Below are 24,485 nucleotides of genomic sequence, written 5' to 3'. Positions count from 1 at the left end.
ACATTGCATACGCCGGGCATGGCCCGGCGCTATCGGTTTCACTATTCCCCGATCCACCCATCCAGCAGGTCGGCGAATTCATCGGCATGCTCCTCTTCCTGCGCCAGGATTTCCTCAAGGATGCGCTTGGTGGTGGTATCGCGGTCGCCGATGAAGTTGATCATCTCGCGATAGCTGTCGATGGCGATGCGCTCGGCCACCAGGTTCTCGCGCACCATGTCGCGCAGGTCGCTGCCTTCCTTGTACTCGGCATGCGAGCGCGCGGTCAGCGTATCGGGATTGAAATCGGGTTCGCCGCCGAGCTGGACGATGCGCTCGGCCAGCTTGCCGGCGTGCGCCTGTTCCTGCTGTGCATGCTCGAGGAACTCGGCTTTCACCGCATCGGCCAGCATGCCCTTGGCCATGAAATAGTGCCGGTAGTAGCGCAGCACGCAGACGTACTCGGTGGCCAAGGCGTCGTTGAGCAGCTTGATCACCACCTTGCGGTCGGCGCTGTAGCTGTCGGTGATCGCGCCGTCCTCGATGTTGCGCCGGGCGCGATCACGCAGGGTCTTGCGGTCGCTGATGCCGGGAATCCTCGCGGCGGGCTTGCTGGCTTTGGCTGGCTTGCTGGACATGGCTGGCCGTTTCCTCTTGCGGTGGAGAATCAGGTGGGCAGGTGCTCCAGCACGTACTCGGCGGAAGACACTTCGAACTGGCCGGGCTGTTCGACCCATGCCGCGCGCACCACGCCATCGACCACGTACAGTGCGAAGCGGCGCGAGCGGATGCCCATGCCCGAGGCGCTGGCGTCGAGCTCCAGGCCGAGCGCGCGGGTCAGTTCTGCATTGCCGTCGGACAGCATCAGCAGGCCGTCGGGCACGTGCTGGTCGGCGGCCCAGGCTTTCATCACGAACGGATCGTTGACCGCCACGCAGTAGAGGTCGATGCCGCGCTGGCGGAAGGCCTCGAACTTTTCGACGTAGCCGGGCAGGTGACGGGCCGAACAGGTCGGGGTGAACGCACCGGGCACGGCGAACAGGACCACCTTGCGCGCGTCGAACAGCGAATGCGTATCGAGCGTTTCGATGCCCTCGCGGATGCGCTTGAGGGTCACTTCGGGAATACGGTCGCCAACGTGGATGGTCATGGGGAACTCCTTGCTGGGGCAGGCTAGTGGGCCGGATGGGACAGGGGCGTCAAGACATTGGAAACCCGGTGTGCAGGCCCCATCTTCAGGCTTTGTGGCAGGGGCTTCCAGCCACAGCGTGGCGCACGGGGATGGCAGCCGCATTGCGCAGGATCAGTCGGCCTCACCGGGGCCGCACGAGGGGCGGCGTAGCATCGCCGGCGCGTAGAATGAACCCGGGGCGGCGCCACCGGCGCGGCCGAAGCGAATCGAGGTAGCTGGATGGAATTCAAGGATTACTACGCCACCCTGGGGGTGGAACCGAGCGCGGGCGAGGCGGAAATCAAGACCGCCTACCGCCGGCTGGCACGCAAGTACCACCCGGACGTCAGCAAGGAGGCCGGGGCCGAAGACAAGTTCAAGGCGGTCAACGAGGCCTACGAGGCGCTGCGCGACCCGGAGAAGCGCGCGGCCTACGACCAGCTGCGCGCGCAGGGCTATCGCCCGGGCGAGGAGTTCAACGTGCCGCCGAACTACGGCGGCGCCGGGGGTTTCAATTTCGAGGAAGTGTTCGGCGGCGGCGGCCCCAACGGCGGCTTCAGCGACTTCTTCGAAAGCCTGTTCGCGCGCCAGCGTGGCGGTGGCGGCGCTGGTCCGGGGCCGGGCTTCAGCAGCCAGGGCCATGCGCCCAATCGAGATACCCGCGCCAAGCTGTCGGTACCGCTGGAGGCGGCCTACAACGGTGACAGCCTGCGCATCACCGTCAACGGCAAGCAGCTGGACGTGCGCGTGCCCAAGGGCATCCGTCCGGGCCAGGTGATACGGCTGGCCGGGCAGGGCAATCATGGCGGCAACCTGCTGCTGGAAGTGGAGTACGCCGCGCACCCGCAGTTCGAGGTCGATGGCCGCAACATCCTCTATACGCTGCCGGTCACACCGTGGCAGGCCGCGTTGGGGACCAGCATCAGCGTGCCGACCCTGGGCGGTGCGGTGGAGCTGAAGATTCCGGCCGATTCCGATGCCGGGCGCAAGCTGCGCCTGCGTGGCCGTGGCCTGCCGGGCAATCCGGATGGCGACCAGATCGTCGAGATCGAGATCGTGGCCCCGGCCGCGACCGATGAGGCGCAGAAGAAGGCGTACCGGAACCTGGCCAAGGCGTTCGGCGAAACGATCTGAGGTGGATTCTGGTGGGTGCGGACCTGGGTCCGCCAGCGGCCGGCACGACAAAAGCGTGCCAACCAAGGTTGGCACCCACCGGAATGTTTCAGCCCTGCCCGGCGAACACCCGTTCCAGCACTTCGGACAGTTCGTCTTCCGAGAACGGCTTGGTGATGTAGGCCTTGGCGCCCTGCCGCATGCCCCACATGCGGTCGGTGTCCTGGTCCTTGGTGGTCACCAGGATCACCGGGATGTGGCGGGTTGCCTCGTCGCGGGCGAGGGTGCGGGTGGCCTGGAAGCCGTTGAGGTTGGGCATCACCACGTCCATCAGGACGAGGTCGGGCAGCTCGGCCTTGGCGGTTTCGACCCCGGCGGCGCCATCGGTGGCGGTCAGGATCTGGTGCCCGAGCTTCTCGACGATGCGCTGTATCCCCAACAGCTGCGACGGTGAGTCGTCGACGATCAGAATGCGTGCCATGTTGTTCCCCATGTAATGCCCGCAGTGTAGTGCGGGCACATTACCGGCGGGAGGGGAGCGCCTGCCGTCCGTCGCCTGCCTGCGACGTTCAGTCGATCCGCACCACGGTGCGGCCCAGCGAGCCGCCGGCCAGCATCCGCTCGAACACGGCGGGCAGGCCATCCAGGCCGACTTCGGCAGTGCAGATGCGCTCCAGGTGCTGCGGCTTCCAGTCACTGCCCAGTCGCGACCACACCTCTTCGCGCAGCCCGCGCGGCGCATTGGCCGAGGACACCCCCAGCAGCGAGACACCCCGCAGGATGAACGGCATCACGGTCATGTCCAGCGTCGGGCTGGCGGCCAGGCCGGCGCTGACCACGCTGCCGTAGGGCACGGTCTGCGCCAGCAGGCTGGCGAGCATGCTGCCGCCGGCATTGTCCAGGCCACCGCCGAAGCGCGCCGACTGCAGCGGGCCGGTATCGGCCAGCGCGTCGCGAGGCAGTACCTCGGTGGCGCCGATGCTGCGCAGGAAATCGGCCTGGTCCGGCTTGCCGCTGACCGCGTGCACGCTGTAGCCGGCACGGCTGAAGATCGACAGCGCCAGCGCACCGACGCCGCCGCTGGCACCGGTGACTGCCAGCGGGCCGAGTTCCGGGGTCTGCCGGTTGTCCTGCATGCGCAGCAGGGCCAGCGCCGCGGTGAAGCCGGCGGTGCCCAGCACCATCGCCTCGCGCGGGGTCAGCCCGGCCGGCTGGGCGATCACCGCGCGCGATTCCAGCCGCACGTACTGGCTGTAACCGCCATCACGGGTCTCGCTGAGGCCGCAGCCGGTGGCCAGCACCGCATCGCCTTCACGCCAGTCCGGGTCGGAGCTGGCGACCACGGTACCGGCCACGTCGATGCCGCCGACCAGCGGGAAGCGACGCAGGATCTTCCCCTTGCCGGTGCCGGCCAGCGCGTCCTTGTAGTTGACCGAGGACCAGTGGGCGCGGATCAGCACCTGGCCGGGGTTGAGGTCGTCGACACCCAGCTGGGCCAGGCCGCTGCGGTAGCCGGCGTCGTCGTTTTCGATGCGGAAGGCGGTGAACGGGGTGGTGGGGGCCATCGGCGTTGCCTGACTTCGAGGAAAACGCCACCTTACCCCGTTGCCCCCCTTTCGATCCTGCCGATCCGCCCCATCTTGTATGATCGGTGATGGTTTCACGGCTGGCGGTGCGGGAAGGGCCCGCGCCGCAGCCCAAATCTTGATGGAGCGTGCATGGCCTGGAATACACCCGGCGGCAACAAGGGCGGACAAGGCCCCGAGGACAATCGACGCGGGCCGTTCGGGTCACGCGGCGGTGGCAATGGTGGTGGCTGGGGCGGATTGCCCGGGCCACTGAAGGACCTGTTCGACGGCGGCATCGTGCGTTGGGTGGTGGCGGCCGTGGTGCTGCTGGTGCTGTTCTCCAGCTTCCAGCTGATCGGCGAACAGCAGCGTGGCGTGGTGCTGCGCTTCGGCCAGTTCTCGCGCATCCTGCAGCCCGGCCCGAACTTCAAGCTGCCGTGGCCGATTGAGTCTGTCACCAAGGTCAACGCCACCGAGATCAAGACCTTCTCGATCCAGGTGCCGGTGCTGACCCGTGACGAGAACATCGTCAACGTCTCGCTGAACGTCCAGTACCGCATCGACGACCCGCAGACCTACCTGTTCGGTACCTTCAACGCCGACCAGGTGCTGGAGCAGTCCGCGCAGAGTGCGGTGCGCGAGGAAGTCGGCCGTGCCGACCTCAATTCGGTGCTGAACAACCGTGGCCCACTGGCCGTGGCCGCCGAGGAGCGCCTGCAGGCACTGCTGAAGGCCTTCAAGACCGGCCTGACCGTGACCGGCCTGACCCTGCAGGACGCCCGTCCGCCGGAAGAAGTGAAGCCGGCCTTCGACGAGGTCAACGGTGCCCAGCAGGTCAAGGAACGCCTGATCAACGAAGCCCAGGCCTACGCCGCCAAGGTCGTGCCGGAAGCCCGAGGCCAGGCCTCGCGCGCCCGTACCACCGCCGAAGGCTACAAGCAGGCCGTGGTGTCCAAGGCCGAGGGTGACGCGCAGCGCTTCAGCCTGTTGCAGGCCCAGTACAAGGACGCCCCGGAAGTGACCCGCAAGCGCCTGTGGCTGGAGACCGTGCAGCAGGTGCTGAGCGAGAACCGCAAGGTGATCGGCGGCGATGGCCGCCAGCTGATCTACGTGCCGATGACCGGCGATACCCGTCCCACCACCTCGGCCCCGCCCGGGGTGACCAACCCGGAGGTGGTGATGCCGTCGCTGCCGGGTACGGCGGTGGAACAGTCCCGTGATCCGGGCCGGCCGGTGGGCCGCCCGACCGGGCGACCGAGCGGCCGTGAGGAGGGCAGCCGATGAAGAGTCCTATCTGGATCGCCGTGATCGTGGCGGTGGTGCTGGGCCTGCTCGGCTCGGTGTACGTGGTCCGTGAGGACCAGACTGCCATGGTGCTGAACCTGGGCAAGGTGGTGCGTTCGGACATCAAGCCGGGCCTGCACTTCAAGGTGCCGGTGGTGGAAACGGTGAAGGTCTTCGACCGCCGCTTCCAGGTGCTCGACACCGCGCCGGCACGTTACTTCACCGCCGAGCAGAAGGACGTCAGCGTCGACTTCTTCGCCATCGGTTACATCTCCAACGTGGGTGACTACTTCCGTGCCACCGGCGGCGATCCGCGTATCGCCAATGCCCGCCTGGCACCGATCATCACCGACTCGCTGCGCAACCAGATCAACTCGCGCACCCTGCAGCAGCTGGTGTCCGGCGACCGCAGCGAGCTGATCGCCGAGCAGCTGAAGGGGATCAATGAAGCCGTTGCCGGCCTGGGCATGCAGATGATCGACCTGCGCATCAAGCAGGTGGACCTGCCGACCGACAGCCAGGTGATCAACGACGTGTACGAGCGCATGCGCGCCCAGCGCAAGCAGGAAGCCGCCAAGCTGCGTGCGGAGGGCGAGGAGCAGTCGCTGACCATCCGCGCCCAGGCCGACCGTGACAGCACCGTGCTGATCGCCGAAGCCGAGCGTGATGCCCAGCGCCTGCGCGGTGAAGGCGATGCCGATGCCGCCCGCATCTACGGCAAGGCCGGCTCGGCCGACCCGTCGTTCTACGCGTTCTACCGCAGCCTGGAGGCCTACCGTGGCTCCATGACCGACGGCAACGGCGTGATCGTGCTGGACAAGAACGACCCGTTCCTGCAGTACCTGAAGAACGACCGCTGAGGTCGCAGGGCATTACCCCACGGGGCCCGGCTGAATGCCGGGCCCCGTGTTTTTTCCGGAGTCCCCCATGAAAGATCTGTTCGCCGCCGTCTGCCTGGTGGCGGTGCTGGAAGGCCTGTTCCTGTTCGTCGCACCGTTCGCCTGGAAGCGCATGGCCGAGCGCCTGCTGGACCTGCCCAGCCCGGCCCTGCGCAGCTTCGGTGGGCTGGTGCTGCTGGCCGGCCTGAGCCTGCTGTGGTGGGTGCGGCATTAGCAGGGGTCAGATCCCTTTCCGCAGGAAAGGGATCTGACCCCGTTTCGGTCCCCTGACCGGTGGGTGAAGCCGTCCGTCGGAAAGGTGGCACCCGACCCCGGAAACCCGGATAATGCACAAAAGCCGGACGGGCCTCCCCGTTCGGCTTTTTCCGTGTCTGGGCCTTCCATCGCCGGCGCTCCCCGTTTGGAGCCGCCATCCAGGTGCTGGCCAGCCCCGCCACGGTTTACCCGTCCGCGGCCCCGATGGCCGCAACATATGAGGAGCCCGTCATGGGTCAGTCTGTCGTAGTGCTTGGTGCCCAGTGGGGCGATGAAGGCAAGGGCAAGATCGTCGATCTGCTCACTGAGGAAATCGGCGCCGTCGTGCGCTTCCAGGGCGGCCACAACGCCGGCCACACCCTGGTCATCAACGGCAAGAAGACCGTCCTGCACCTGATCCCGTCGGGCATCCTGCGTGACGATGCGCTGTGCCTGATCGGCAACGGCGTGGTGATCTCGCCCGCCGCGCTGCAGAAGGAAATCGCCGAGCTGGAAGCCTCCGGCGTGGAAGTGCGTTCGCGCCTGAAGATCTCGCCGGCCGCGCCGCTGATCATGCCGTACCACATCGCCCTGGACCAGGCGCGCGAACGCGCTGCCGGCGGCAAGGCGATCGGCACCACCGGCCGTGGCATCGGCCCGGCCTACGAAGACAAGGTGGCGCGTCGCGGCATCCGCATCGCCGACCTGCACTACCCGAAGCAGCTGGAAGAACTCCTGCGCACTGCGCTGGATTACCACAACTTCGTGCTGACCAAGTACCTGAACACCGATCCGGTCGATTTCCAGAAGACCTTCGACGAAGCGCTGGCCTTCGGCGAGTACGTGCAGCCGATGAAGTCCGACGTGGCCGGCATCCTGCACGACCTGCGCAAGCAGGGTAAGCGCGTGCTGTTCGAAGGCGCGCAGGGTGCGCTGCTGGACATCGACCACGGCACCTACCCGTACGTCACCAGCTCCAACACCACCGTCGGTGGCGCGCTGGCCGGTTCCGGTGTCGGCGCCGATTCGATCGACTACGTGCTGGGCATCGCCAAGGCCTACGCCACCCGCGTCGGCGGCGGCCCGTTCCCGACCGAACTGGACGACGAAGTCGGCCAGGGCATCCGTGACCGCGGCGCCGAGTACGGTGCGTCGACCGGTCGCCCGCGTCGCTGCGGCTGGATGGACATCGTCGCGCTGAAGCGCGCCGTGGCCATCAACGGCATCAGCGGCCTGTGCATCACCAAGCTGGACGTGCTCGATGGCATGGAAAAGCTGAAGGTCTGCATCGCCTACGAATACAACGGCAAGCGTACCGAGTACGCGCCGCTGGACGCGCAGGGCTGGGAAGACTGCACCCCGGTGTACCTGGAGTTCCCGGGCTGGAGCGAGAACACCCACGGCATCACCAACTGGGACGAGCTGCCGCCGGCCGCCCGTGCCTACCTGCGTTCGCTGGAAGAGCTGGCCGGTTGCCCGATCAGCATCGTCTCCACCGGCCCGGACCGCGACCACACCATGGTCCTGCAGGATCCGTTCGCCTGAGTGCGTGACCGGTAGCGCCGGGCCGCGCCCGGCGTCGCTGCAAGGAAAAGCCCCGCGGAAGCGGGGCTTTTTCGTTATGCGATTTCAATGGCGGCGACTACTGAAATCTCAAGAGTTACCTGGCCCGGCCGATCTTGGATGTATGAACATCAAGAGTGGAGGGGGTGATTGAACAGGATCATGAGACGGGTTTGCGATCATTGGAAGCGCATCGATCGCAAGGCAGGGCTAGGGATCCTTGGATCAGGCGCATTGATGATGCTGGCGATGCTACCTGCGAAAGTAATGCAATTCGGTTCCCAGGAACTCGCCGCGCTGATCGGGCTGGGGCTTCTGCTGGCGGGCTATGCGCTGATGGCCTATGTCACCAATAGCCGCCTGCGCTATCGGCAAAAGGATGGGATCTTTGCTCCCCTGCTCTATGTGATGACATCGTCGATGCTCATCGGTGTGTTTGCCTTCTACTACGCTAGGTTCCCGTGGGCTGGTCCGGCCGCACAGTCAGGCTGGACGATTGGGAGTCTCATCGACTCGCTGTACTTCTCCGCGGCGACATTCACGACGTTGGGATTCGGTGACATGGTGCCGAAGTCGGATCTTGGGAAGTGGGCGGTGATCGTCGAATCAATTCTTGGGACCATGCACTCGGTGTTCTTCATCCTCGTGTTTCTACGCAACGCCAACGCGGATGTTGGTTCACATCGGCAATCACCTGTCTGAACCGTACCCGGATGGATGGCATTGCTGCCATCAAGCCATGGCGCAAAGCTGCCGATAGGGGCGCATCCCCCCGTTTTGGATGTACCCATGAACTACTTGAGGAATGTCAGGGTTGCCTGGCGTCTTGGGCTGGGCTTTGGCCTGTTGCTGCTGCTGGTCGCCGCCGTGGTGGCCACCGGCGCCACCGCCAGTGTCGTGCAGAAGCGCGCGATGCAGCAGGTGGTCGACGTCAGCGTGGCCAAGGTGCGCCTGTTGTCGCAGATGCTCGATGCCAACAACCAGATGATGGTGGTGCGCCGCGAAATGCTGATCCGCCAGGGCGAAGACCGCGGCAGCGACGAGAAGCGCATTGCCGACCTGGTCAAGCGCTATGAGGCCAGCTGGACCGCCTACCAGGCGCTGCCCAGCGACGCCCAGGGCAAGGCCATCGCGGAAACCATCGCGGCCAAGCGTGCCGTCGCGCGCCCGCTCAACAAGCAGACCAGCGAATTGATGGAGCAGGGCGACTACCCGGGCGCCGTGGCGCTGACCCTGGGCCCGGTGCAGGAAGCGGCCAATGGCTGGAACAAGGCGCTGTCCGACGGCGTGGACTTCGAAGAGAAGGAAAGCCGCACCGCCGCAGCCGAAGCGATCCGCCTCGGCGAGCGCAGCCTGCTGCAGCTGCTGGTGCTGGGCGGTGTGGCATTGCTGGTCGGCATCGGTGCCTCGGTGATGATCGGCCGCAGCCTGACCGGCCCGCTGGCCCGCGCGGTGAACCTGGCCGAGCGCCTGTCCAAGGGCCAACTGGACCAGGAGTTCCGCCTCGGCGGCCGCGATGAACTGACCCAGCTCGGCGAGGCGATGGCCAGCGTGCGGCAGAGCGTGCAGGCGGCGATCGGCGCGCAGCTGAAGATGGCAGAGCAGCACGAGGCCGGCGCGATCCGCTATCGCATGGATGCCAGCGCATTCCCCGGTGACTTCGGCCGCATGGTGCAGGCCACCAACAGCCTGGTCGAATCGCACGTGCAGGTGGAACTGCTGATGGCCGAGGTGATGCAGCGCTACGCCATCGGTGACCTCACCCGCGACCTGCCGGACTACCCGGGCGAGAAGGGCACGCTGACCCGCACCCTGGCGGCGGTGAAGCAGAGCCTGATGGCGATCAACGCGCAGATCGATGAACTGGCCCGCGCCGCACGCGCCGGTGATTTCAGCATGCGTGGCGATGCCGCTGCGTTCCAGTACCAGTTCAAGGCGATGGTGGAGCACCTCAACGGCATGATGGCCAGTTCGCAGGCCAGCATCGCCGATGTTTCCGACGTGCTGCGCGCGATCTCGCACGGCGACCTGACCGCACGCATGGATGGCGAGTACGACGGCGTGTTCGCGCGCATGCGCGACGACGCCAACACCACCACCGCGCAGCTGACCGGCATCGTGCGGGGTATCCAGGTGGCTGCCGACAGCATCAACAACGCGGCACAGGAACTGGCCGCCGGCAACAACGACCTGTCGCGCCGTACCGAGCAGCAGGCCGCCAACCTGGAAGAGGCCGCAGCATCGATGGAGGAACTGACCTCCACCGTGCGCCAGAACGCCGAGCTGGCGCGCCAGGCCGACAGTGAAGCGCATGCGGCCGGTGCCGCCGTACGCGAGACCGAGCAGGCGATGGCGCAGATGGCGTCGGTGATGGGCGAGATCGATCAGTCCTCGGCACGCATCTCGGAAATCTCCACGGTGATCGACGGCATCGCGTTCCAGACCAACATCCTGGCGCTGAATGCTGCAGTGGAAGCCGCGCGTGCAGGCGAGCAGGGCCGTGGCTTTGCCGTGGTCGCCAGCGAAGTGCGCACGCTCGCGCAGCGTGCCGGTGTCGCCGCCAAGGAGATCAAGGAGCTGATCGAAGACGCCGCTGCCAAGGTGAAGAGTGGCCTGGCGGTGACTGTTGAATCCGAAGCCGCGATCGCACGCGTGGCCCAGGCCAGCTCGCGTACCACCCAGCTGATGAGCGACATCGCCGCGGCCAGCAAGGAACAGGCGGCCGGTATCGAGCAGGTCAACCAGGTGGTGGTGCAGATGGACCAGGTGACCCAGCAGAACGCCGCACTGGTGGAAGAAGCGACCGCGGCCAGCCGCGCGCTGGAAGAACAGGCGCATGCACTGACCACGTCGGTGTCGGTGTTCCAGCTGGAGCAGGGCGCGCGCATGACCATCATGCCCGCGCGGGCGGCGTAAGCAACCTGCAACTGGATGTTGGATGACGCCCTGCATGCGATGCCCCGCATGCAGGGCATCGCATGCACGCAAACGATCGGTGCCGCTAGCTAGCGCCCGCGCGCGGAGCGTTCGATCAGCCAGCCGGCTGCATACAGCAACAGCAGTGTTGGCGGAACCAGCACTGCATACGCGGTCGACCAGGGTTTGCCGTACAGCAGGCTGCCTGCGCCGATGGCATCGAGTGCAGCAGACTGCAGGGTGATGGGGAGCGACATCAGGATATAGGCCCCCTTCGGGTCCGCATCCGACTGTGCGCCGTGAACCAGCCATGCGGTCAACAGCAGGTAGACCACGCAAAGCGCAAGACCGGTCCAGCTCAGTAATCGCCGCATCTTCATCCGCACGCCTCCGTTCAACGGACGTCGAAGCGAGCCTGCAGAGGCAGGCTCACATTCCGCAGCAGATCCTTGACCACCACCTGCGCAGTCCACGTGCCTTTCGGATCACTGGCCTCGGCCACGAACTTCAGGTGCAGGTTGGTCATGTACAACAGGGTTGGCGGGCCGGGCAGGGCAGCGGTGAAACAGGGAACTTCGCGTTCGTCGATGCTGGTACTGCCGTCCGGGCGCAGCATGCGCAGATCGCAGTGCACCTTGGGTACGCGGTTCTCGTCCAGTTGGGGGTTGGACAGGAATGTCAGCAGGAACAATTCACCGCCCAGGTGGACTTCTTTGGCCTCGGTAAAACCTGGAGTGATCTCTGGTGGGGTATCCCACTTGGCCTGCCAGTCGGCATCGGAGGTGACCAGCAGCGACGCCGCAAAGCCACCGCTGGATTTCATTGCATCGGTATCCGGCATCGCTTTGCCGTCCCCATTTATCCAACCATCGCTGGCGGAGCTGTTCAGTGGCAGCATCATGGCCATCATGGCCATCATGGCCAGCGCGTAGGTCCATCGCATCAACCGCTCTCCTTGGTAGCCGCATCCGGCGGCAGAGCGGGCAGTATTGCTCAACCTTGACCGGCAAAGCAGCAGGACAACAGGAGTAGAGTTTTCGTTGCCTGCCGATGTGGGCGATGCTTGCCAGCAATGGAGGTGACATGGGAATCGGGAGCGAGGAAAAGCCGGGCCGTGATTCAGCATCGCCCACGCCGCAGCACGTGCTGATGCTGCCCGGCCTGGATGGCTCCGGCAGGCTGTCGACCCCGTTTCTGTCAGCACTCCAGGCTCATGGGCTGACGACGCAGGCGATCACGTTGCCTGCGCAGGGAGGGCAGGATCACGCCACGCTAGCCCAACGGCTGTGGTCGCAGCTGCCCGGCCATCCCTTCATTCTGCTTGCCGAGTCCTTCTCGGGCCCGTTGGCGATTGAACTTGTCGCGCGACAGCCCGCCGGGCTACGCGGACTGGTGCTTGCCGCGACCTTTGCGCGTCGGCCGGTGCCATTGCCGGCAGCCAGCGCAGCCCTGCTGACGCCGGCCTGGCCCCTACCTCCCGTGGCGTTGCTGGCGCGCCTGCTGCTGGGGCGGTGGCGCACCCGTGAGCACACGTCGTTGCTGTGCGATGCGTTGGCTCAGATTCCGGCGACCACGTTGCGGCAACGCGCCGCAGCGACCCTGCGGGTCGACGTACGCGCATTGCTGCCGGGAATCGAAGTGCCAACGTTGTGTCTGCATGCCCTACAGGACCGCCTGCTGTGGTCGCCCAGCGTGGCCGAGCTGCAGGCGTTGCTGCCCGATGCCCGGCATGTGTCGTTGGAGGGACCACATCTGCTGCTGCAGGCACGTGCGGACGCAGCTGCTGCCGAAGTTGCCGCGTGGATGAGGATGCTGCCGCCCTGAACGATGCTCTCAGCCGCGCGCGCGGGTACGTGCCGCTTTCTTCGCCGCCACTTTGCGCACGGTCTTCTTCGCCGCACGGGTCTTCGCCGCCTTCTTCGCAGCAGCACTACGCGAGGCGAGTGCTGGCCTTCTTGGCCACCGTCTTCTTTGTTGCCTTCTTCGTGGCTGTCTTGCGGGCCGGTGCCTTCTTCGCCGTTGTCTTCTTCGCAGCAGCCTTGCGGGTGGCCTTTTTCGCCGATGCCTCCTTCGCCACCTTGCGCCCACTACCACTGCGCTTGCCACCACCGTCCTGCTTGTTCACGGTGGCCCAGGCGATGCGTTCGGCGGTGCTTTCGCTGGCGCCACGCTCGCGCTCGCTCTCTTCGATGTGCTCGGCCTGGCGCTTCTGCTTTTCGGTATAGGCGGACTTGTCACCGCGGGGCATGGCCGGTTCTCCAGTGGGGACTGGCCTCCACGGTGGCCCTGGCGGCGTTAAGCGCAAGTCCCGCAAGGGTGATCGCACCGGCAAGGGGCCTCGGCTATGCTTGCCGCATGCGAGTCGAGCCCGCCGACATCGAAGCCCTGTTCGACGCCATCCCGGATGTGCTGTTCTTCATCAAGGATCTTCAGGGGCGTTACACCCACGTCAACCAGACCATGCTGCGGCGGCTGGGCCTGCGCGCGCGCAAGGACGTGATCGGGCGCACCGCGGCCGAAATCTACCCGACCGGCCTCAGCGCGGACTACGTCGATCAGGACGCCCGCGTGCTGTCCGGTGAGGTCATCGAGAACCTGATGGAGCTGCACCTGTTCGCCAACCGCGAACCAGGCTGGTGCCTGACCTGCAAGCGCCCGCTGGTGGTCGATGGGGCCATCGAGGGGCTGATCGGCATTTCCCGCGACCTTGGCCAGAAGGACAGCCTGGGTACCCAGTACGAACAGCTGCGGCTGGCACTGGCCCACCTCAACGCGCACTACGCCGAGAACGTGCGCATGCAGACCCTGCTGGACATCACCGGCTTTTCGCTGTCCAAGCTGGAGCGCAGCTTCCGCAAGGTGTTCCAGATGACCCCGCAGCAGGTGCTGACCCGGCTGCGGATCCAGATGGCCATGCACCTGCTGCACGGTGACGAGAGCATCGCCAGCATCGGCCAGGCCTGTGGTTTCAGCGACCAGAGCGCCTTCACCCGCAAGTTCAAGGCTGAAACCGGTTTCTCGCCGCGCGCCTACCGTGCCCGTATCGGCGGCAACGTCGGCGAGCCCGCACTGGCCTGAGCGGCCTGCTGCGCTGTGCCTATCCCCGCGGGCATGGGACAGGGTAAGGTGTCGCCCCTGTAGCCCGCCGCCAGCCCCGCCGATGCCCAACTCGATTCCGACCGCTTCGCCGTCCCGCCTCGGACATTCGCTCAAGCCCCGCCAGCTGATCATGATGGGCCTGGGCAGCGCCATCGGCGCCGGCCTGTTCCTCGGCTCGGGCGTGGGCGTGCAGGCGGCCGGTCCGGCGGTGCTGGTGTCGTATCTGGTCGCTGGCGCGCTGGTGATCATCGTGATGAACGCACTGGGTGAAATGGCGGCGGCCAAACCAACCAGTGGCGCGTTCTCGGTCTATGCCGCCGATGCCATGGGCGCCACCGCCGGTGCCACCGTGGGCTGGCTGTGGTGGGTGCAGCTGGTGATCGTGATCGCTGCCGAAGCGGTGGGGGCGGCCGGTCTGCTGGCCACTGTCTGGCCGGCGGTACCTGTACCGATGGCGGCGCTGGCCTTCATGCTGTTCTTCACTGCGATCAACCTGCTCGGGGTGAAGAACTTCGGCGAGTTCGAATTCTGGTTCGCCATCCTCAAGGTCGCGGCGATCCTGGCCTTCATCGCCATCGGCGTGGCGCTGCTGATGGGCTGGCTGCCGCAGGTGACCTCGCCGGGCCTGAGCAACTTCACCGAACATGGCGGCTTCGCACCGAAGGGCCTGGCCGGCATCGGTGCTGCGCTGCTGGTGGTGGTGTTCGCCTTCGGTGGTACCGAGATCGTAGCCGTTGCGGCGGCGGAGACCGAAGACCCGGAACGCAGCATTGCCCGTGCCATCCGCACCGTGGCCTGGCGCATCCTGGTGTTCTACATCGGCTCGCTGAGCGTGATCATCGCCGTGGTGCCCTGGACCAGCGAGGCGCTGAAATCGCCGTTCGCTGCGGTGCTGGATATCGCCCGTATCCCGGGTGCGGGCACCGCCATCACGCTGATTGCGGTGATCGCGCTGCTGTCGGCGCTCAATGCCAATCTCTACGGCGCCTCGCGCATGATGTATTCGCTGGCGCAGCGTCGTGAAGCGCCGGCGGTGTTGGGCTGGACCGATCCGCGCCAGGTGCCGGTCATCGCCGTGCTGGCCAGCGTGCTGTTCGGCTTCGCCGCCACGGTGATGGAACTGCTGTTCCCGGACCGGGTGCTGCCGGTGCTGCTGAACATCGTCGGTTCCACCTGCCTGCTGGTGTGGACCCTGTCGCTGGTCTCGCAGCTGGTGCTGCGCCGCCGCGCGGATCGCCTGGGCACCCGCCTGCCGTTCCGCATGGCTGGCTTCCCGTGGCTGACGGTGTGCGCGCTGGCGATCCTGGCGCTGATCTTCGGCCTGCTGCTGAGCGAGTCGCACACCCGCCTGCAGTTCCTGTCGATGGTGGCGCTGACCGCCACCATCGCCGCCGGCAGCGCCATCGCCCGGCGCATGCGCGAGGCCTGATCGGGTAGAGCCGACCCCACGGTCGGCTGCGGTCGCCGAGTTTTCTGTAGCGCCGACCCTGTGGTCGGCTGCTGTTTGCGTGGTCGCCGGCCGAGCATGGGCTCGGCTCTACAGCGGGCACACATTCCGCGTGGCACTGTGTGCAGATAGGCCGTCATCGGCCCGTCGACCGGGAGTACCGCATGCTGCGCAGCCGTCCCTTCCTGATGTTCACCGGCCAGGCCGAGGCCGCGCTGGCTCTGTACGCCGAAGCCTTTGCCGATTTCCGCCTGCTGGCCCTGCAACGCCATCCCGATGGCGCCGGCGCCGGCGTGCCCGGGCAGGTCCGCCAGGCCATCTTCCTGCTCGGTGGCACCCACTACCTGTGCTTTGACAGCCTGGACGTGCACGACTTCACCTTCAGCCCGTCGATCTCGCTGTTCGTCGAGTGTTCCGGTGCCGAGCAGTTCGAGCGCGCCGCGCGGGTGCTGGGCGAGGGTGGGCACTGGCTGATGCCGGTGGGCGATTACGATTTCAGCAACCGCTACGGCTGGGTGCAGGACCGCTTCGGGGTGTCGTGGCAGTTGAGCCTAGGGCAGATGCCGGACCCGTGATCGGATCATGGTGGGTGTGGACCTTGGTCCACACTCTTTAAAAAAAACGGCCCGCTTGCGCGGGCCGTTTGTCGATCATGCCTCGACTTCATCGTCCTTGTAGGCATCGACCGGGATGCAGGCGCACATCACGTTCTTGTCGCCGTACACGTTGTCCACGCGCGCCACCGGCGGCCAGTACTTGCTCTGCTTCAGGCTGGCCAGCGGGAATGCAGCCAGTTCACGCGGGTAGGCGTGGGTCCACTCGCTGGCGGTCACCGCGGTCGCAGTGTGCGGCGCGTTCTTCAGCGGGTTGTCCTCGCGGTCCAGGCGGCCGTCTTCGATCGCGGTGATTTCCTCGCGGATCTGGATCATCGCGCTGATGAAGCGATCCAGTTCGTGCAGCGATTCGCTCTCGGTCGGCTCGACCATCAGCGTGCCAGCCACCGGGAAGCTCAGGGTCGGGGCATGGAAGCCGAAGTCGATCAGGCGCTTGGCCACGTCCTCGGCGCCGATGCCGCTGGTCTTCTCCAGCGGGCGCACGTCCAGGATGCACTCATGCGCCACCAGGCCGTTGCGGCCGGTGTACAGGGTCTTGAAGTGCGGGGCCAGGCGCTTGGCGATGTAGTTGGCGTTGAGCTGCGCGACCTGGGTGGCCTTGCGCAGGCCTTCGCGGCCCATCATCGCGATGTACATCCAGCTGATCGGCAGGATCGAGGCGCTGCCGAAGCTGGCGGCGCTGACCATGCCGACCGGGCCGTTGTCACCCAGCTTGCCCGGCAGGAACGGTGCCAGGTGCTCCTTGACCGCGCACGGGCCGACGCCCGGGCCGCCGCCGCCGTGCGGGATGCAGAAGGTCTTGTGCAGGTTCAGGTGCGAAACGTCCGAACCCCACTTGCCCGGCTTGGCCACGCCCACCAGGGCGTTCATGTTGGCGCCGTCGGTGTACACCTGGCCACCGTGCTGGTGGATGATCTCGCAGATCTCGACAACTTCTTCCTCGAACACGCCGTGCGTGGACGGGTAGGTCATCATGATCGCGGCCAGGCGGTCGCTGTACTTCTCGGCGTTGAGGCGGATGTCCTCGACGTCGACGTTGCCGTTGGCATCGGTCTTGGTGACCACGACCTTCATGCCACACATCTGTGCCGAAGCCGGGTTGGTGCCGTGCGCCGAATCCGGGATCAGGCAGATGTCGCGGTGGCCCTCACCGCGCGAGCGGTGGTAGGCGCGGATCGCCAGCAGGCCGGCGTACTCGCCCTGCGCGCCGGAATTCGGCTGCAGGCTGACCGCGTCGTAGCCGGTGCATTCGACCAGCATCGCTTCCAGCGTATCGATCAGTTCCTTGTAGCCCAGCGCCTGGTCGGCCGGCACCAGCGGATGGATCTGCGAGAACTCCGGCCAGGTCACCGGGATCATTTCGGCGGTGGCGTTGAGCTTCATCGTGCACGAGCCCAGCGGGATCATCGTGCGGTCCATCGCCAGGTCCTTGTCGGCCAGCGAGCGCAGGTAGCGCAGCAGTTCGTGCTCGCTGTGGTGGGTGTTGAACACCGGGTGGGTCAGGAACGCGGACTGGCGCAGCAGGCCGGCCGGCAGCGCATCGGCGGTGCTGGCATCCAGCGCATCGACATCCAGCGTGGCACCGAACACGGCAGCCACGGCAACAATGTCGGCGCGGGTGGTGGTTTCGTCCAGGCTGATGCCGACCGAGTCGCTGTCGATCGCGCGCAGGTTGTAGCCGGCGGCGCGGGCCTTGGCATGGATCTCATCGGCGTGCACGCCGGTGACATGCAGGGTGTCGAAGAAGTCGCCACCAACCTGCACGCCGGCATTGCGCAGCGCTGCGGCCAGGATCGAGGCCAGGCGATGGGTGCGGCGGGCAATGCGGGTCAGGCCGTCCGGGCCGTGGTAGACGGCGTACATCGAGGCCATCACCGCCAGCAGCACCTGCGCGGTACAGATGTTGGAAGTCGCCTTCTCGCGGCGGATGTGCTGCTCGCGGGTCTGCAGGGTCAGGCGGTAGGCCGGGTTGCCCTGGGCATCGACCGAAACGCCGATCAGGCGGCCCGGCATCGAGCGCTTGTAGGCGTCACGGCAGGCCATGAAGGCGGCGTGCGGGCCACCGAAGCCGAACGGCACGCCGAAGCGCTGGCTGTTGCCGACCACGATGTCCGCGCCCCATTCGCCCGGGGCGGCCAGCAGGGTCAGGGCCAGCAGGTCCGTGGCCACGGCCACCAGGCCGCCGCGTGCGTGCACGGCATCGACCAGCGCCTTGTAGTCGCCCACCTGGCCGAAGGTATCCGGATACTGCAGCAGCAGGCCGAAGGCTTCCGCTTCCAGCGCTTCGGCCGGGGTGCCGACGCGCAGCACGATGCCCATGGGCTCGGCGCGGGTACGCAGCAGTTCCAGCGTCTGCGGATGCACGGCGTCGTGCACGAAGAAGGTGTCCGACTTGGACTTGGCCGAACGCTTGGCCAGGGTCATCGCTTCAGCAGCGGCGGTGGCTTCGTCCAGCAGCGAGGCGTTGGCGATTTCCATGCCGGTCAGGTCGGCGCACAGGGTCTGGAAGTTGATCAGCGCTTCCATGCGGCCCTGCGAGATTTCCGCCTGGTACGGGGTGTAGGCGGTGTACCAGGCCGGGTTTTCCAGGATGTTGCGCAGGATCACGTTCGGCGTGTGGGTGCCGTAGTAGCCCTGGCCGATGAAGCTGCGCAGCACGGTGTTCTTGTCGGCGATCGCACGGATCTTCGCCAGTGCCTGCACTTCGGTCATCGACTCCGGCAGCGCCAGCGGCGCCGGCGACTTGATCTTGGCCGGCACGATGGCATCGGTCATCGCATCCAGCGACGCGTGGCCGACGACATCGAGCATCTGCGCGATCTCGGCGTCGTTGGGGCCGATGTGGCGCTCGACGAACGCGTTGTGGTGCTCGAGCTCACGCAGGGAAGGGGTGTTCTGGGACATGGCGAAGGATCCGTCAGGAAAGGGCACACGCACGGGCACAAGCCGCCGGTCGGCGGTCTGCGGGGCGCCCCTCTGTCCTTTTGCCTGAGAGTTTAAAAGCGCGGAAAACCGCAGCTTCTTGCCCCTTCGGCGCCGGATCGAACCGGTCTCTCCAGAGTTGTGTTACGGGTGGTATCGGGCCTGAGCGATTACGGGCGTTGCGCCTTCGGCAGCGGTGTTCCGCTTCTCCCACCGTGTTGCCCGCCGATTATAGCCCGTTGCGGGCGCGGCGGCCGCCTCCGCCCCAGGTCGCCGCGCCTGAATGGCCGATGGCCCGGGCGTGCGTTTTGTGCAGTGCTGCATGGCGCCGGGCGCAATCCCCGCCTATGATGGGCGGATACCCGAATTCATCTGGCGCCGTCCCCGTGCAGCGGGACCGGCGCCCGCCGTGCGTGCCCCGCATGGCCCTGCCGGACGCTTCCTCCATGACCGCCGCCGTTGCTCCCTCCACCCGCCGCATGGCCCTGCTGCTTGCCGGCCTGGCCATGTTCGGCCCGTTCTCGATCGACACCATCTTCCCGGCGTTCCCGCAGCTGGCCCAGCGCCTGGCGGTGGACGAGGTGGCGGTGCAGCAGACCATCAGCGTGTACCTGCTGTTCTACGGCCTGATGAGCCTGGCGCACGGCCCGCTGTCCGATGCCTGGGGCCGCAAGCGGGTGATCCTGGGCGGCCTGGTGGTGTTCGTCGGCGCCTCGGTCGGCTGTGCGCTGTCCACCGACCTGACCACGCTGCTGGCGTTCCGCGCGCTGCAGGGCCTGTCGGCGGGTGTCGGCATGATCGTCGGCCGCGCGGTGATCCGCGACCTGTACCACGGCCACGATGCCCAGCGGCTGATGAGCCAGGTGTCGATGCTGTTCGGCATCGCCCCGGCCATCGCACCGATCATCGGCGGCTGGATCCTGCTCAGCGGCGCCGGCTGGCCGCTGATCTTCTGGTTCCTGGTAGTGTTCGGGCTGGTGCTGCTGGCGGCCACCGCGCGCTTCCTGCCGGAAACCCATCCGGTCGAGGCACGCGTACCGTTGTCGCCACGGGTGCTGCTGCGTGACTACGTGTGCATCGGCTTCAACCCGCGCTTCCTGCGCCTGGCGCTGGCCGGCAGCATCGGTTTCGGCGGCATCTTCCTGTACATCTCCTCGGCGCCGGTGTTCGTGATGCAGCACCTGCATCTGGGCGAGGGGGGCTTCGCCTGGCTGTTCATTCCCACCATCGGCGGCATGACCACCGGCTCGTTCCTGTCCGGGCGCATGGCCGGGCACACCACGCCCACCCGCCAGGTCGCCATCGGTTTCAGCCTGTGCGCGCTGTCGGCGCTGCTGAATGTCGGCTACGTGGCGCTGTCGCCGCAGTTCGTGCTGCCGTGGGCGGTGCTGCCGATCTTCCTGGGCGGCATGGGCATGTCGCTGATCTTCCCGATCCTGGCCCTGGCGGTGCTGGACATGTACCCGCACCAGCGTGGCCTGGCATCGTCGCTGCAGGCCTTCGTGCAGCTGATGATCAGCACCGTGGTGGCCGGCGTGGTGTCGCCGCTGCTCAGTGCCAGCCCGCTGCACCTGGCGCTGGGCCAGGCCGCGTTCTTCGCTGCCGGCTTCGTGTTCTGGTACTGGGAACACCAGCGTGAACGCGCGGCGCAGGCAGCCTGCACGGGCCATTGAGCAGCGCGCAGGGGTAGGGCAGGCCGAGATGCCCGCAACGCTTGCGGCGAGGAACGACCGGACTAGGCTGGGCACTCCAGCCAGCCGGTGCGTGGATGCACGACAGCCAGCCGATCCGATGTCGTTACGTGAGGTTCCCCATGGCTGCGCAGCAGACCTACCGCCTGTTCGAGGTGGCGCTGAAGGAGCGCCGCGTTCTTTCCCCTTCCCTGGACCGCATGGTGTTCACCGGTGCCGACGTGGCGCGGATGAAGACCGAAGGCCCGGACCAGCGCATCAAGGTGTTCTTCCCCTTGCCCGGCCAGGACGTGCCGCAGGTGCCCAGCGGCGAGGACTGGTATCCGCGCTACCGGGCGCTGCCGGACGATCAGCGCCCGCCCATGCGCACCTACACCATCCGCCAGCTGCGTGCCGAGCAGGGCGAGGTCGACGTTGATTTCGTGCTGCATGGCGAGACGGGGCCGGCCTCGCGCTGGGCCATCCACGCGCGGCCGGGCGACCGCGTAGTGCTGCTGGCCCCCGATGCCGACTGTGCCGACAGCAGCGAAGGCTGGGAATGGAAACCGCCGGCGGGTGTCGGCCAGGTGCTGCTGGTGGCGGATGAAACCGCGCTGCCGGCAGTGGCTGGCATCCTCGAGGAACTGGCCGCGCTGGCCGATCCGCCACGCACGCTGGCGCTGCTGGAAGTGGCGCAGGCCGGCGATGCGGTGCCGCTGAAGGCGCCGACCACGGCCGAACTGGTCTGGCTGCCGCGTGGTCAGGCGGCCCACGGCCAGCCGCTGCTGCAGGCGGTCCAGGCGCGGCTGGCAGCGGCCTCGGCGGTGTCTGCCGGTGACGAACTGGAGGAGATCGATGTCGACGCGCAGATCCTCTGGGAGCAGGCCGATGCCAGCGTGGCCGGGCCGCTGTATGCCTGGGTGGCAGGCGAGGCGGGGGCGGTGATGGCGATCCGTCGCCATCTGGTCCGCGATTGCGGGCTGGACCGCCGCGCGATCACCTTCATGGGCTACTGGCGGCACGGCAAAGTGCTGGACTGAGGGGCGTGAAGCGGCGTGGCGGGCGGGGTGCGCTATCCTTGCGCCCCCCTTTCGCAGCGGTACCGCACCATGTCCACCAGCTCCAAGACCCGCCGCGACCAGCGCCGTCGCCAGGAAAAGCAGGCCGCCAACAAGGCCGCTGCCCAGGCCTCGCCGGTGGAGCCGCATGCGGAACTGCGCGATGCACAGCGCACCCTGCTGGCCGGTGTCGTGCGCCGCGACGGCGAATGGGTACTGGGCATGGATGGCCGCATTGCCGGCCACAGCGAGAGCGCCGCACAGGTGCTGGCGTTGATCATGCAGGCCGGTGAGCTGCACGAGCGCAATGGCACGCCGGTGCGTCTGATGTACTCCGACGCGCTGCGCGATGCCGCACAGGCCGAAGCCAGGGAGAAGGGCCAGACCTTCGAGGAATTCAAGGCCGAGCTGGCCGCAGCGATGGCGGCGAAGAAGAACAGCTGATCCGCCGTGGGTAGCGCCGGGCCATGCCCGGCGAGCGCAGCGGTGCGATGAAGAGCCGCCGGGCGCGGCCCGGCGCTACCGGAAACATCAGGGGCGGATCCTCGCGGACCCGCCCCTTCTTTCATTTCGCCGCCGGGGCCACGTTGGCCTGCCAGCCGCACATCTGGCCTTCGTTCTGCTGCTTCAGCCACTCGTTGACCGGCGTGAAGTACTCGATCATCGGGCCGGCATCGAGCTTGTCGGTACCGGTCAGCTCCTTCAGCGTGGCCTGCCACGGCTGGCTGGCACCCTTGCTCAGCATCGCCCAGTACTTCTGGCCGGCTTCCTTGTTGCCGTAGAAGGTGCACTCATGCAGCGGGCCCTTGTAGCCCGACGCGTCGCACAGGCCCTTGTAGAACTGGAACTGCAGGATGCGCGCCAGGAAGTAGCGGGTGTAGGGGGTGTTACCCGGCACGTGGTACTTCGCGCCCGGGTCGAAGAACTCCTCGCCACGGGTGCTGGCCGGGGCCACGCCCTGGTACTTGGCCTTCAGGTCCCACCACGCCTTGTTGTAGTTGTCGGCGGTGATCGAACCGTCGAACACGCCCCAGCGCCAACGGTCGATCATCAGGCCGAACGGCAGGAACGACACACCGGACAGCGCCATGCGCATCTGGTTGTTGATGACCGCCTCGCGGCTCTCGGTCGGCGCATCCACCAGGCCGATCGAGCTGAGGTACTTGGGCGTCATCGCCAGCACGATGGTGTCGCCGATCGCTTCATGGAAGCCATCATTGGCACCGCCCTGGAACAGCGGCGGCAGCGGGTTGTAGGCCAGGTCGTAATAGATGTGGCCCAGCTCGTGGTAGATGGTGGTGAAGTTCTCTTCGTTCGGCTTGATGCACATCTTGGTGCGCACATCGCCTTCCATGTTCATGTCCCAGGCGCTGGCGTGGCAGACCACGTCGCGGTCATCGGGCTTGATGAACTGGGTTTTTTCCCAGTACGACTGCGGCAGCGACGGCATGCCCAGCGACACGTAGAAGTCCTGCGCGCGCTCGGTCATCTGCTTGGCGGTACGCAGTTCGGCCTCGCGCTGCGCCTTGTACTGCGCGGCCACGTTGGCATCCTTGCCAGCCTTGGCCAGCGCGGCGCTCAGGTTGGTCTGGTACTGCTTTTCCAGCGCCGCGGTGATGTCCAGGCTGCCTGCGCCCGGATACGGTTCCAGCTGGTCCCACAGGTTCGACCAGTCCTGCTGCCACATGTTGCCCAGCAGGTGCGCGGCGATCAGACCGTTGCCCACTTCCGCCTTGTCCTTGCCGTAGGTCTTGTCCAGCTTGCCGCGTGCGTAGCAGTGCAGCTGCTCGTACATCGGCTTGACCTGTTCCCACAGGCGGTCGGTTTCCGGACCGATCTGCTCCGGCGGCATGTCGTAGCCGCTGCGCCACATCTGGCCGGCATCGGTGAAGCCCATGCCCTTGGCGCCTTCGTTCACCAAACCGACGAACTTCTGGTAGTCGCCACGCATGCTCTTGGTGGTGCTGTGCCAGCCCTGCCAGGCATCGAGCTGCTTGTCGTAGTCGCGGCTGCGTGCCAGCACCTGCTCCAGCTCGCCGAGCTGGCGGCAGGAGTTCGGATCATTGGCATCGGTGCAGTACTTGCCGGCACCGTAGCTACCTTCCATGCGGGTGGCGATCTGGGTCAGTTCGGCCAGCTTGGCCGGATCGCGCGGCGCCGGCATCGAGGACATCAGCTTCAGCAGATGGATCGCGCGCTTGCTGTCCTCGCTCATCGGCTTGCCATCGAACTTGGCGGCCTGCTCGATCCAGCTGTTGAGCTGGGTCAGCGAGCGCTCATTGGCCTTGGCCGCGATGCGTTCGGAATCACTGTTGATGTAGGTGGAGGACAGCCACTGCGCCGAGGTCATCTCCGGGTAGGCGGCCTTGAATTCGGCATTGATGCGGGCCACGAACTGGTCGGCGGTTTCGCCGGCCGGAGCGCTGCTGCTGGCGGTATCGGTGCCTGGGGTGGGTTCCTTCTTGCAGGCGACCAGGGCCAGCGTGGCGGCGGCGACAGCCGAAGCCAGCAGGAGATGACGGTGCTTCACGGGCGATCCTTGGGTGGTGAACGACGGCCGAAGGCTAGTGGGCAGTGGCTGCCACCGCAAGTGGCGGAAGTCGGCCGGGCGGCGCCCGGCACCCGCAGAGGCGTTCAATCAAGGGCAAAGGCCGAAGCAACAGCGGACTATCCGTGGTTTGGCGGGGCGGTGTCGGAGTGCGGGGACGCCGCAAGTACGTCCTTGTAGGCTTGGCAGCCGCTTGCTCGTGTGCGCTTTCCTGCGCACACGGCAAGACCGGGGTTGGGCGTCCTGTCCAACCCGCCCGAGGCATGCCTCGGGCCCATGCGGCTGACACCCCGCACTCCGACACCGCCCCACCTCTGACAGATCGCGGCGGCTGTTGGTGGGTGTCGACCTTGGTCGACACATCTGTCAGGTATCGAATGAATCATCCACGCATGGCGTG

General features: G+C 66.7%; 22 protein-coding genes, 1 pseudogene and 1 riboswitch. Of the genes and pseudogenes, 14 read left to right on the top strand and 9 right to left on the bottom strand.

Translation table 11 applies throughout. The features are described 5' to 3' along the window. Positions 1-41 precede the first annotated feature (41 nt). Complete coding sequence (locus AC5P88_RS15570) at positions 42-617, bottom strand: ferritin-like domain-containing protein (RefSeq protein ID WP_062607931.1); 576 nt, start codon at positions 615-617, stop codon at positions 42-44. A gap of 29 nt (positions 618-646) precedes the next feature. Further along, positions 647-1,129 (bottom strand): peroxiredoxin, encoded by a 483-nt coding sequence (locus tag AC5P88_RS15565; protein ID WP_106550315.1) that lies wholly within the window; start codon positions 1,127-1,129, stop codon positions 647-649. A gap of 261 nt (positions 1,130-1,390) precedes the next feature. Between AC5P88_RS15565 and AC5P88_RS15560 the strand changes: the two genes are divergently transcribed. Next, positions 1,391-2,284, top strand: a complete 894-nt coding sequence (locus tag AC5P88_RS15560; RefSeq protein WP_043399085.1) for a DnaJ C-terminal domain-containing protein — start codon at positions 1,391-1,393, stop codon at positions 2,282-2,284. Between the two features lie 88 nt (positions 2,285-2,372). Here the strand turns inward: AC5P88_RS15560 and pilH are convergent, their stop codons facing one another. Further along, the gene (gene pilH, locus AC5P88_RS15555) at positions 2,373-2,744 is read right to left on the bottom strand and encodes a twitching motility response regulator PilH (RefSeq protein ID WP_005410644.1); all 372 of its coding nucleotides are present in this window, start codon (positions 2,742-2,744) and stop codon (positions 2,373-2,375) included. A gap of 88 nt (positions 2,745-2,832) precedes the next feature. After that, positions 2,833-3,828 carry a YhdH/YhfP family quinone oxidoreductase gene (locus AC5P88_RS15550; protein WP_495225449.1) on the bottom strand — a complete coding sequence of 332 codons (996 nt, stop codon included), beginning with the start codon at positions 3,826-3,828 and terminating at the stop codon, positions 2,833-2,835. Positions 3,829-3,981: 153 nt separating this feature from the next. Here AC5P88_RS15550 and hflK point away from each other — a divergent pair, with 153 nt between their 5' ends. The 6 genes from hflK to AC5P88_RS15520 all read left to right on the top strand — a co-directional run bounded on the left by hflK (position 3,982) and on the right by AC5P88_RS15520 (position 10,727). Then, positions 3,982-5,115 (top strand): FtsH protease activity modulator HflK, encoded by a 1,134-nt coding sequence (gene hflK / locus AC5P88_RS15545; protein ID WP_286074015.1) that lies wholly within the window; start codon positions 3,982-3,984, stop codon positions 5,113-5,115. Next, complete coding sequence (gene hflC / locus AC5P88_RS15540) at positions 5,112-5,975, top strand: protease modulator HflC (protein WP_010482785.1); 864 nt, start codon at positions 5,112-5,114, stop codon at positions 5,973-5,975. Before hflK ends, hflC begins: the two co-directional genes overlap by 4 nt. A gap of 67 nt (positions 5,976-6,042) precedes the next feature. After that, complete coding sequence (locus tag AC5P88_RS15535) at positions 6,043-6,228, top strand: DUF2065 domain-containing protein (protein ID WP_005414170.1); 186 nt, start codon at positions 6,043-6,045, stop codon at positions 6,226-6,228. A 272-nt stretch (positions 6,229-6,500) separates the two neighbouring features. Continuing rightward, entirely contained in the window at positions 6,501-7,793 is a 1,293-nt protein-coding gene (locus tag AC5P88_RS15530; RefSeq protein WP_495225448.1) for an adenylosuccinate synthase, read from the top strand. Between the two features lie 168 nt (positions 7,794-7,961). Continuing rightward, entirely contained in the window at positions 7,962-8,513 is a 552-nt protein-coding gene (locus AC5P88_RS15525; protein ID WP_146146983.1) for a potassium channel family protein, read from the top strand. Positions 8,514-8,600: 87 nt separating this feature from the next. Next, positions 8,601-10,727, top strand: a complete 2,127-nt coding sequence (locus tag AC5P88_RS15520) for a methyl-accepting chemotaxis protein (protein WP_164147311.1) — start codon at positions 8,601-8,603, stop codon at positions 10,725-10,727. 89 nt (positions 10,728-10,816) lie between these two features. On the opposite strand, the gene AC5P88_RS15515 is transcribed toward AC5P88_RS15520, so the two are convergent. After that, a complete protein-coding gene (locus AC5P88_RS15515) occupies positions 10,817-11,107 on the bottom strand; it encodes a hypothetical protein (protein ID WP_088026789.1) in 291 nt (96 codons plus the stop codon). Between the two features lie 14 nt (positions 11,108-11,121). Further along, positions 11,122-11,670, bottom strand: coding sequence for a hypothetical protein (locus AC5P88_RS15510; protein ID WP_495225447.1), 549 nt, complete (start codon positions 11,668-11,670; stop codon positions 11,122-11,124). A gap of 140 nt (positions 11,671-11,810) precedes the next feature. On the opposite strand from AC5P88_RS15510, the gene AC5P88_RS15505 reads away from it, so the two are divergent. Next, the gene (locus tag AC5P88_RS15505) at positions 11,811-12,551 is read left to right on the top strand and encodes an alpha/beta fold hydrolase (RefSeq protein ID WP_111203336.1); all 741 of its coding nucleotides are present in this window, start codon (positions 11,811-11,813) and stop codon (positions 12,549-12,551) included. A 9-nt stretch (positions 12,552-12,560) separates the two neighbouring features. Here the strand turns inward: AC5P88_RS15505 and AC5P88_RS15500 are convergent. After that, positions 12,561-12,975, bottom strand: a pseudogene (locus tag AC5P88_RS15500) (hypothetical protein). Positions 12,976-13,082: 107 nt separating this feature from the next. Between AC5P88_RS15500 and AC5P88_RS15495 the strand changes: the two are divergent. The 3 genes from AC5P88_RS15495 to AC5P88_RS15485 all read left to right on the top strand — a co-directional run bounded on the left by AC5P88_RS15495 (position 13,083) and on the right by AC5P88_RS15485 (position 15,848). Then, complete coding sequence (locus AC5P88_RS15495) at positions 13,083-13,805, top strand: helix-turn-helix transcriptional regulator (protein ID WP_049429965.1); 723 nt, start codon at positions 13,083-13,085, stop codon at positions 13,803-13,805. An 82-nt stretch (positions 13,806-13,887) separates the two neighbouring features. Beyond that, positions 13,888-15,255, top strand: a complete 1,368-nt coding sequence (locus tag AC5P88_RS15490) for an amino acid permease (RefSeq protein ID WP_049429964.1) — start codon at positions 13,888-13,890, stop codon at positions 15,253-15,255. A 182-nt stretch (positions 15,256-15,437) separates the two neighbouring features. Further along, positions 15,438-15,848 carry a VOC family protein gene (locus AC5P88_RS15485; protein ID WP_106550323.1) on the top strand — a complete coding sequence of 137 codons (411 nt, stop codon included), beginning with the start codon at positions 15,438-15,440 and terminating at the stop codon, positions 15,846-15,848. Between the two features lie 75 nt (positions 15,849-15,923). Here the strand turns inward: AC5P88_RS15485 and gcvP are convergent, their stop codons facing one another. Continuing rightward, the gene (gene gcvP, locus AC5P88_RS15480) at positions 15,924-18,791 is read right to left on the bottom strand and encodes an aminomethyl-transferring glycine dehydrogenase (protein WP_062607902.1); all 2,868 of its coding nucleotides are present in this window, start codon (positions 18,789-18,791) and stop codon (positions 15,924-15,926) included. A 62-nt stretch (positions 18,792-18,853) separates the two neighbouring features. Beyond that, positions 18,854-18,956, bottom strand: a riboswitch (glycine riboswitch). A gap of 299 nt (positions 18,957-19,255) precedes the next feature. Here gcvP and AC5P88_RS15475 point away from each other — a divergent pair. From AC5P88_RS15475 to AC5P88_RS15465, 3 genes are all read left to right on the top strand, one after another. Beyond that, a complete protein-coding gene (locus tag AC5P88_RS15475) occupies positions 19,256-20,482 on the top strand; it encodes a multidrug effflux MFS transporter (protein ID WP_495225446.1) in 1,227 nt (408 codons plus the stop codon). Between the two features lie 140 nt (positions 20,483-20,622). After that, complete coding sequence (locus tag AC5P88_RS15470; RefSeq protein ID WP_106550325.1) at positions 20,623-21,519, top strand: siderophore-interacting protein; 897 nt, start codon at positions 20,623-20,625, stop codon at positions 21,517-21,519. Positions 21,520-21,588: 69 nt separating this feature from the next. Next, positions 21,589-21,981 carry a hypothetical protein gene (locus AC5P88_RS15465; RefSeq protein ID WP_005410623.1) on the top strand — a complete coding sequence of 131 codons (393 nt, stop codon included), beginning with the start codon at positions 21,589-21,591 and terminating at the stop codon, positions 21,979-21,981. 121 nt (positions 21,982-22,102) lie between these two features. Here AC5P88_RS15465 and AC5P88_RS15460 read toward each other — a convergent pair whose 3' ends face one another. Beyond that, positions 22,103-24,067: a M2 family metallopeptidase gene (locus AC5P88_RS15460; RefSeq protein ID WP_495225445.1), complete on the bottom strand. Its 1,965-nt coding sequence runs from the start codon at positions 24,065-24,067 to the stop codon at positions 22,103-22,105. Positions 24,068-24,485: the final 418 nt, after the last annotated feature.

This window comes from Stenotrophomonas sp. YJH_SMC_8 (assembly GCF_059371315.1).
This window is presented reverse-complemented; position numbering and strand designations above follow the sequence as displayed.

Bases quoted from the DNA above. Each gene is read 5' to 3' on its own strand.
- gcvP (WP_062607902.1), bottom strand. From the start codon at position 18,791: ATGTCCCAGAACACCCCTTCCCTGCGTGAGCTCGAGCACCACAACGCG.
- AC5P88_RS15475 (WP_495225446.1), top strand. From the start codon at position 19,256: ATGACCGCCGCCGTTGCTCCCTCCACCCGCCGCATGGCCCTGCTGCTT.
- AC5P88_RS15550 (WP_495225449.1), bottom strand. From the start codon at position 3,828: ATGGCCCCCACCACCCCGTTCACCGCCTTCCGCATCGAAAACGACGAC.
- AC5P88_RS15485 (WP_106550323.1), top strand. From the start codon at position 15,438: ATGCTGCGCAGCCGTCCCTTCCTGATGTTCACCGGCCAGGCCGAGGCC.
- AC5P88_RS15570 (WP_062607931.1), bottom strand. From the start codon at position 617: ATGTCCAGCAAGCCAGCCAAAGCCAGCAAGCCCGCCGCGAGGATTCCC.
- AC5P88_RS15530 (WP_495225448.1), top strand. From the start codon at position 6,501: ATGGGTCAGTCTGTCGTAGTGCTTGGTGCCCAGTGGGGCGATGAAGGC.
- AC5P88_RS15470 (WP_106550325.1), top strand. From the start codon at position 20,623: ATGGCTGCGCAGCAGACCTACCGCCTGTTCGAGGTGGCGCTGAAGGAG.
- AC5P88_RS15515 (WP_088026789.1), bottom strand. From the start codon at position 11,107: ATGAAGATGCGGCGATTACTGAGCTGGACCGGTCTTGCGCTTTGCGTG.
- hflC (WP_010482785.1), top strand. From the start codon at position 5,112: ATGAAGAGTCCTATCTGGATCGCCGTGATCGTGGCGGTGGTGCTGGGC.
- AC5P88_RS15535 (WP_005414170.1), top strand. From the start codon at position 6,043: ATGAAAGATCTGTTCGCCGCCGTCTGCCTGGTGGCGGTGCTGGAAGGC.
- pilH (WP_005410644.1), bottom strand. From the start codon at position 2,744: ATGGCACGCATTCTGATCGTCGACGACTCACCGTCGCAGCTGTTGGGG.
- AC5P88_RS15565 (WP_106550315.1), bottom strand. From the start codon at position 1,129: ATGACCATCCACGTTGGCGACCGTATTCCCGAAGTGACCCTCAAGCGC.
- AC5P88_RS15490 (WP_049429964.1), top strand. From the start codon at position 13,888: ATGCCCAACTCGATTCCGACCGCTTCGCCGTCCCGCCTCGGACATTCG.
- AC5P88_RS15505 (WP_111203336.1), top strand. From the start codon at position 11,811: ATGGGAATCGGGAGCGAGGAAAAGCCGGGCCGTGATTCAGCATCGCCC.
- hflK (WP_286074015.1), top strand. From the start codon at position 3,982: ATGGCCTGGAATACACCCGGCGGCAACAAGGGCGGACAAGGCCCCGAG.
- AC5P88_RS15520 (WP_164147311.1), top strand. From the start codon at position 8,601: ATGAACTACTTGAGGAATGTCAGGGTTGCCTGGCGTCTTGGGCTGGGC.
- AC5P88_RS15510 (WP_495225447.1), bottom strand. From the start codon at position 11,670: ATGCGATGGACCTACGCGCTGGCCATGATGGCCATGATGGCCATGATG.
- AC5P88_RS15560 (WP_043399085.1), top strand. From the start codon at position 1,391: ATGGAATTCAAGGATTACTACGCCACCCTGGGGGTGGAACCGAGCGCG.
- AC5P88_RS15495 (WP_049429965.1), top strand. From the start codon at position 13,083: ATGCGAGTCGAGCCCGCCGACATCGAAGCCCTGTTCGACGCCATCCCG.
- AC5P88_RS15465 (WP_005410623.1), top strand. From the start codon at position 21,589: ATGTCCACCAGCTCCAAGACCCGCCGCGACCAGCGCCGTCGCCAGGAA.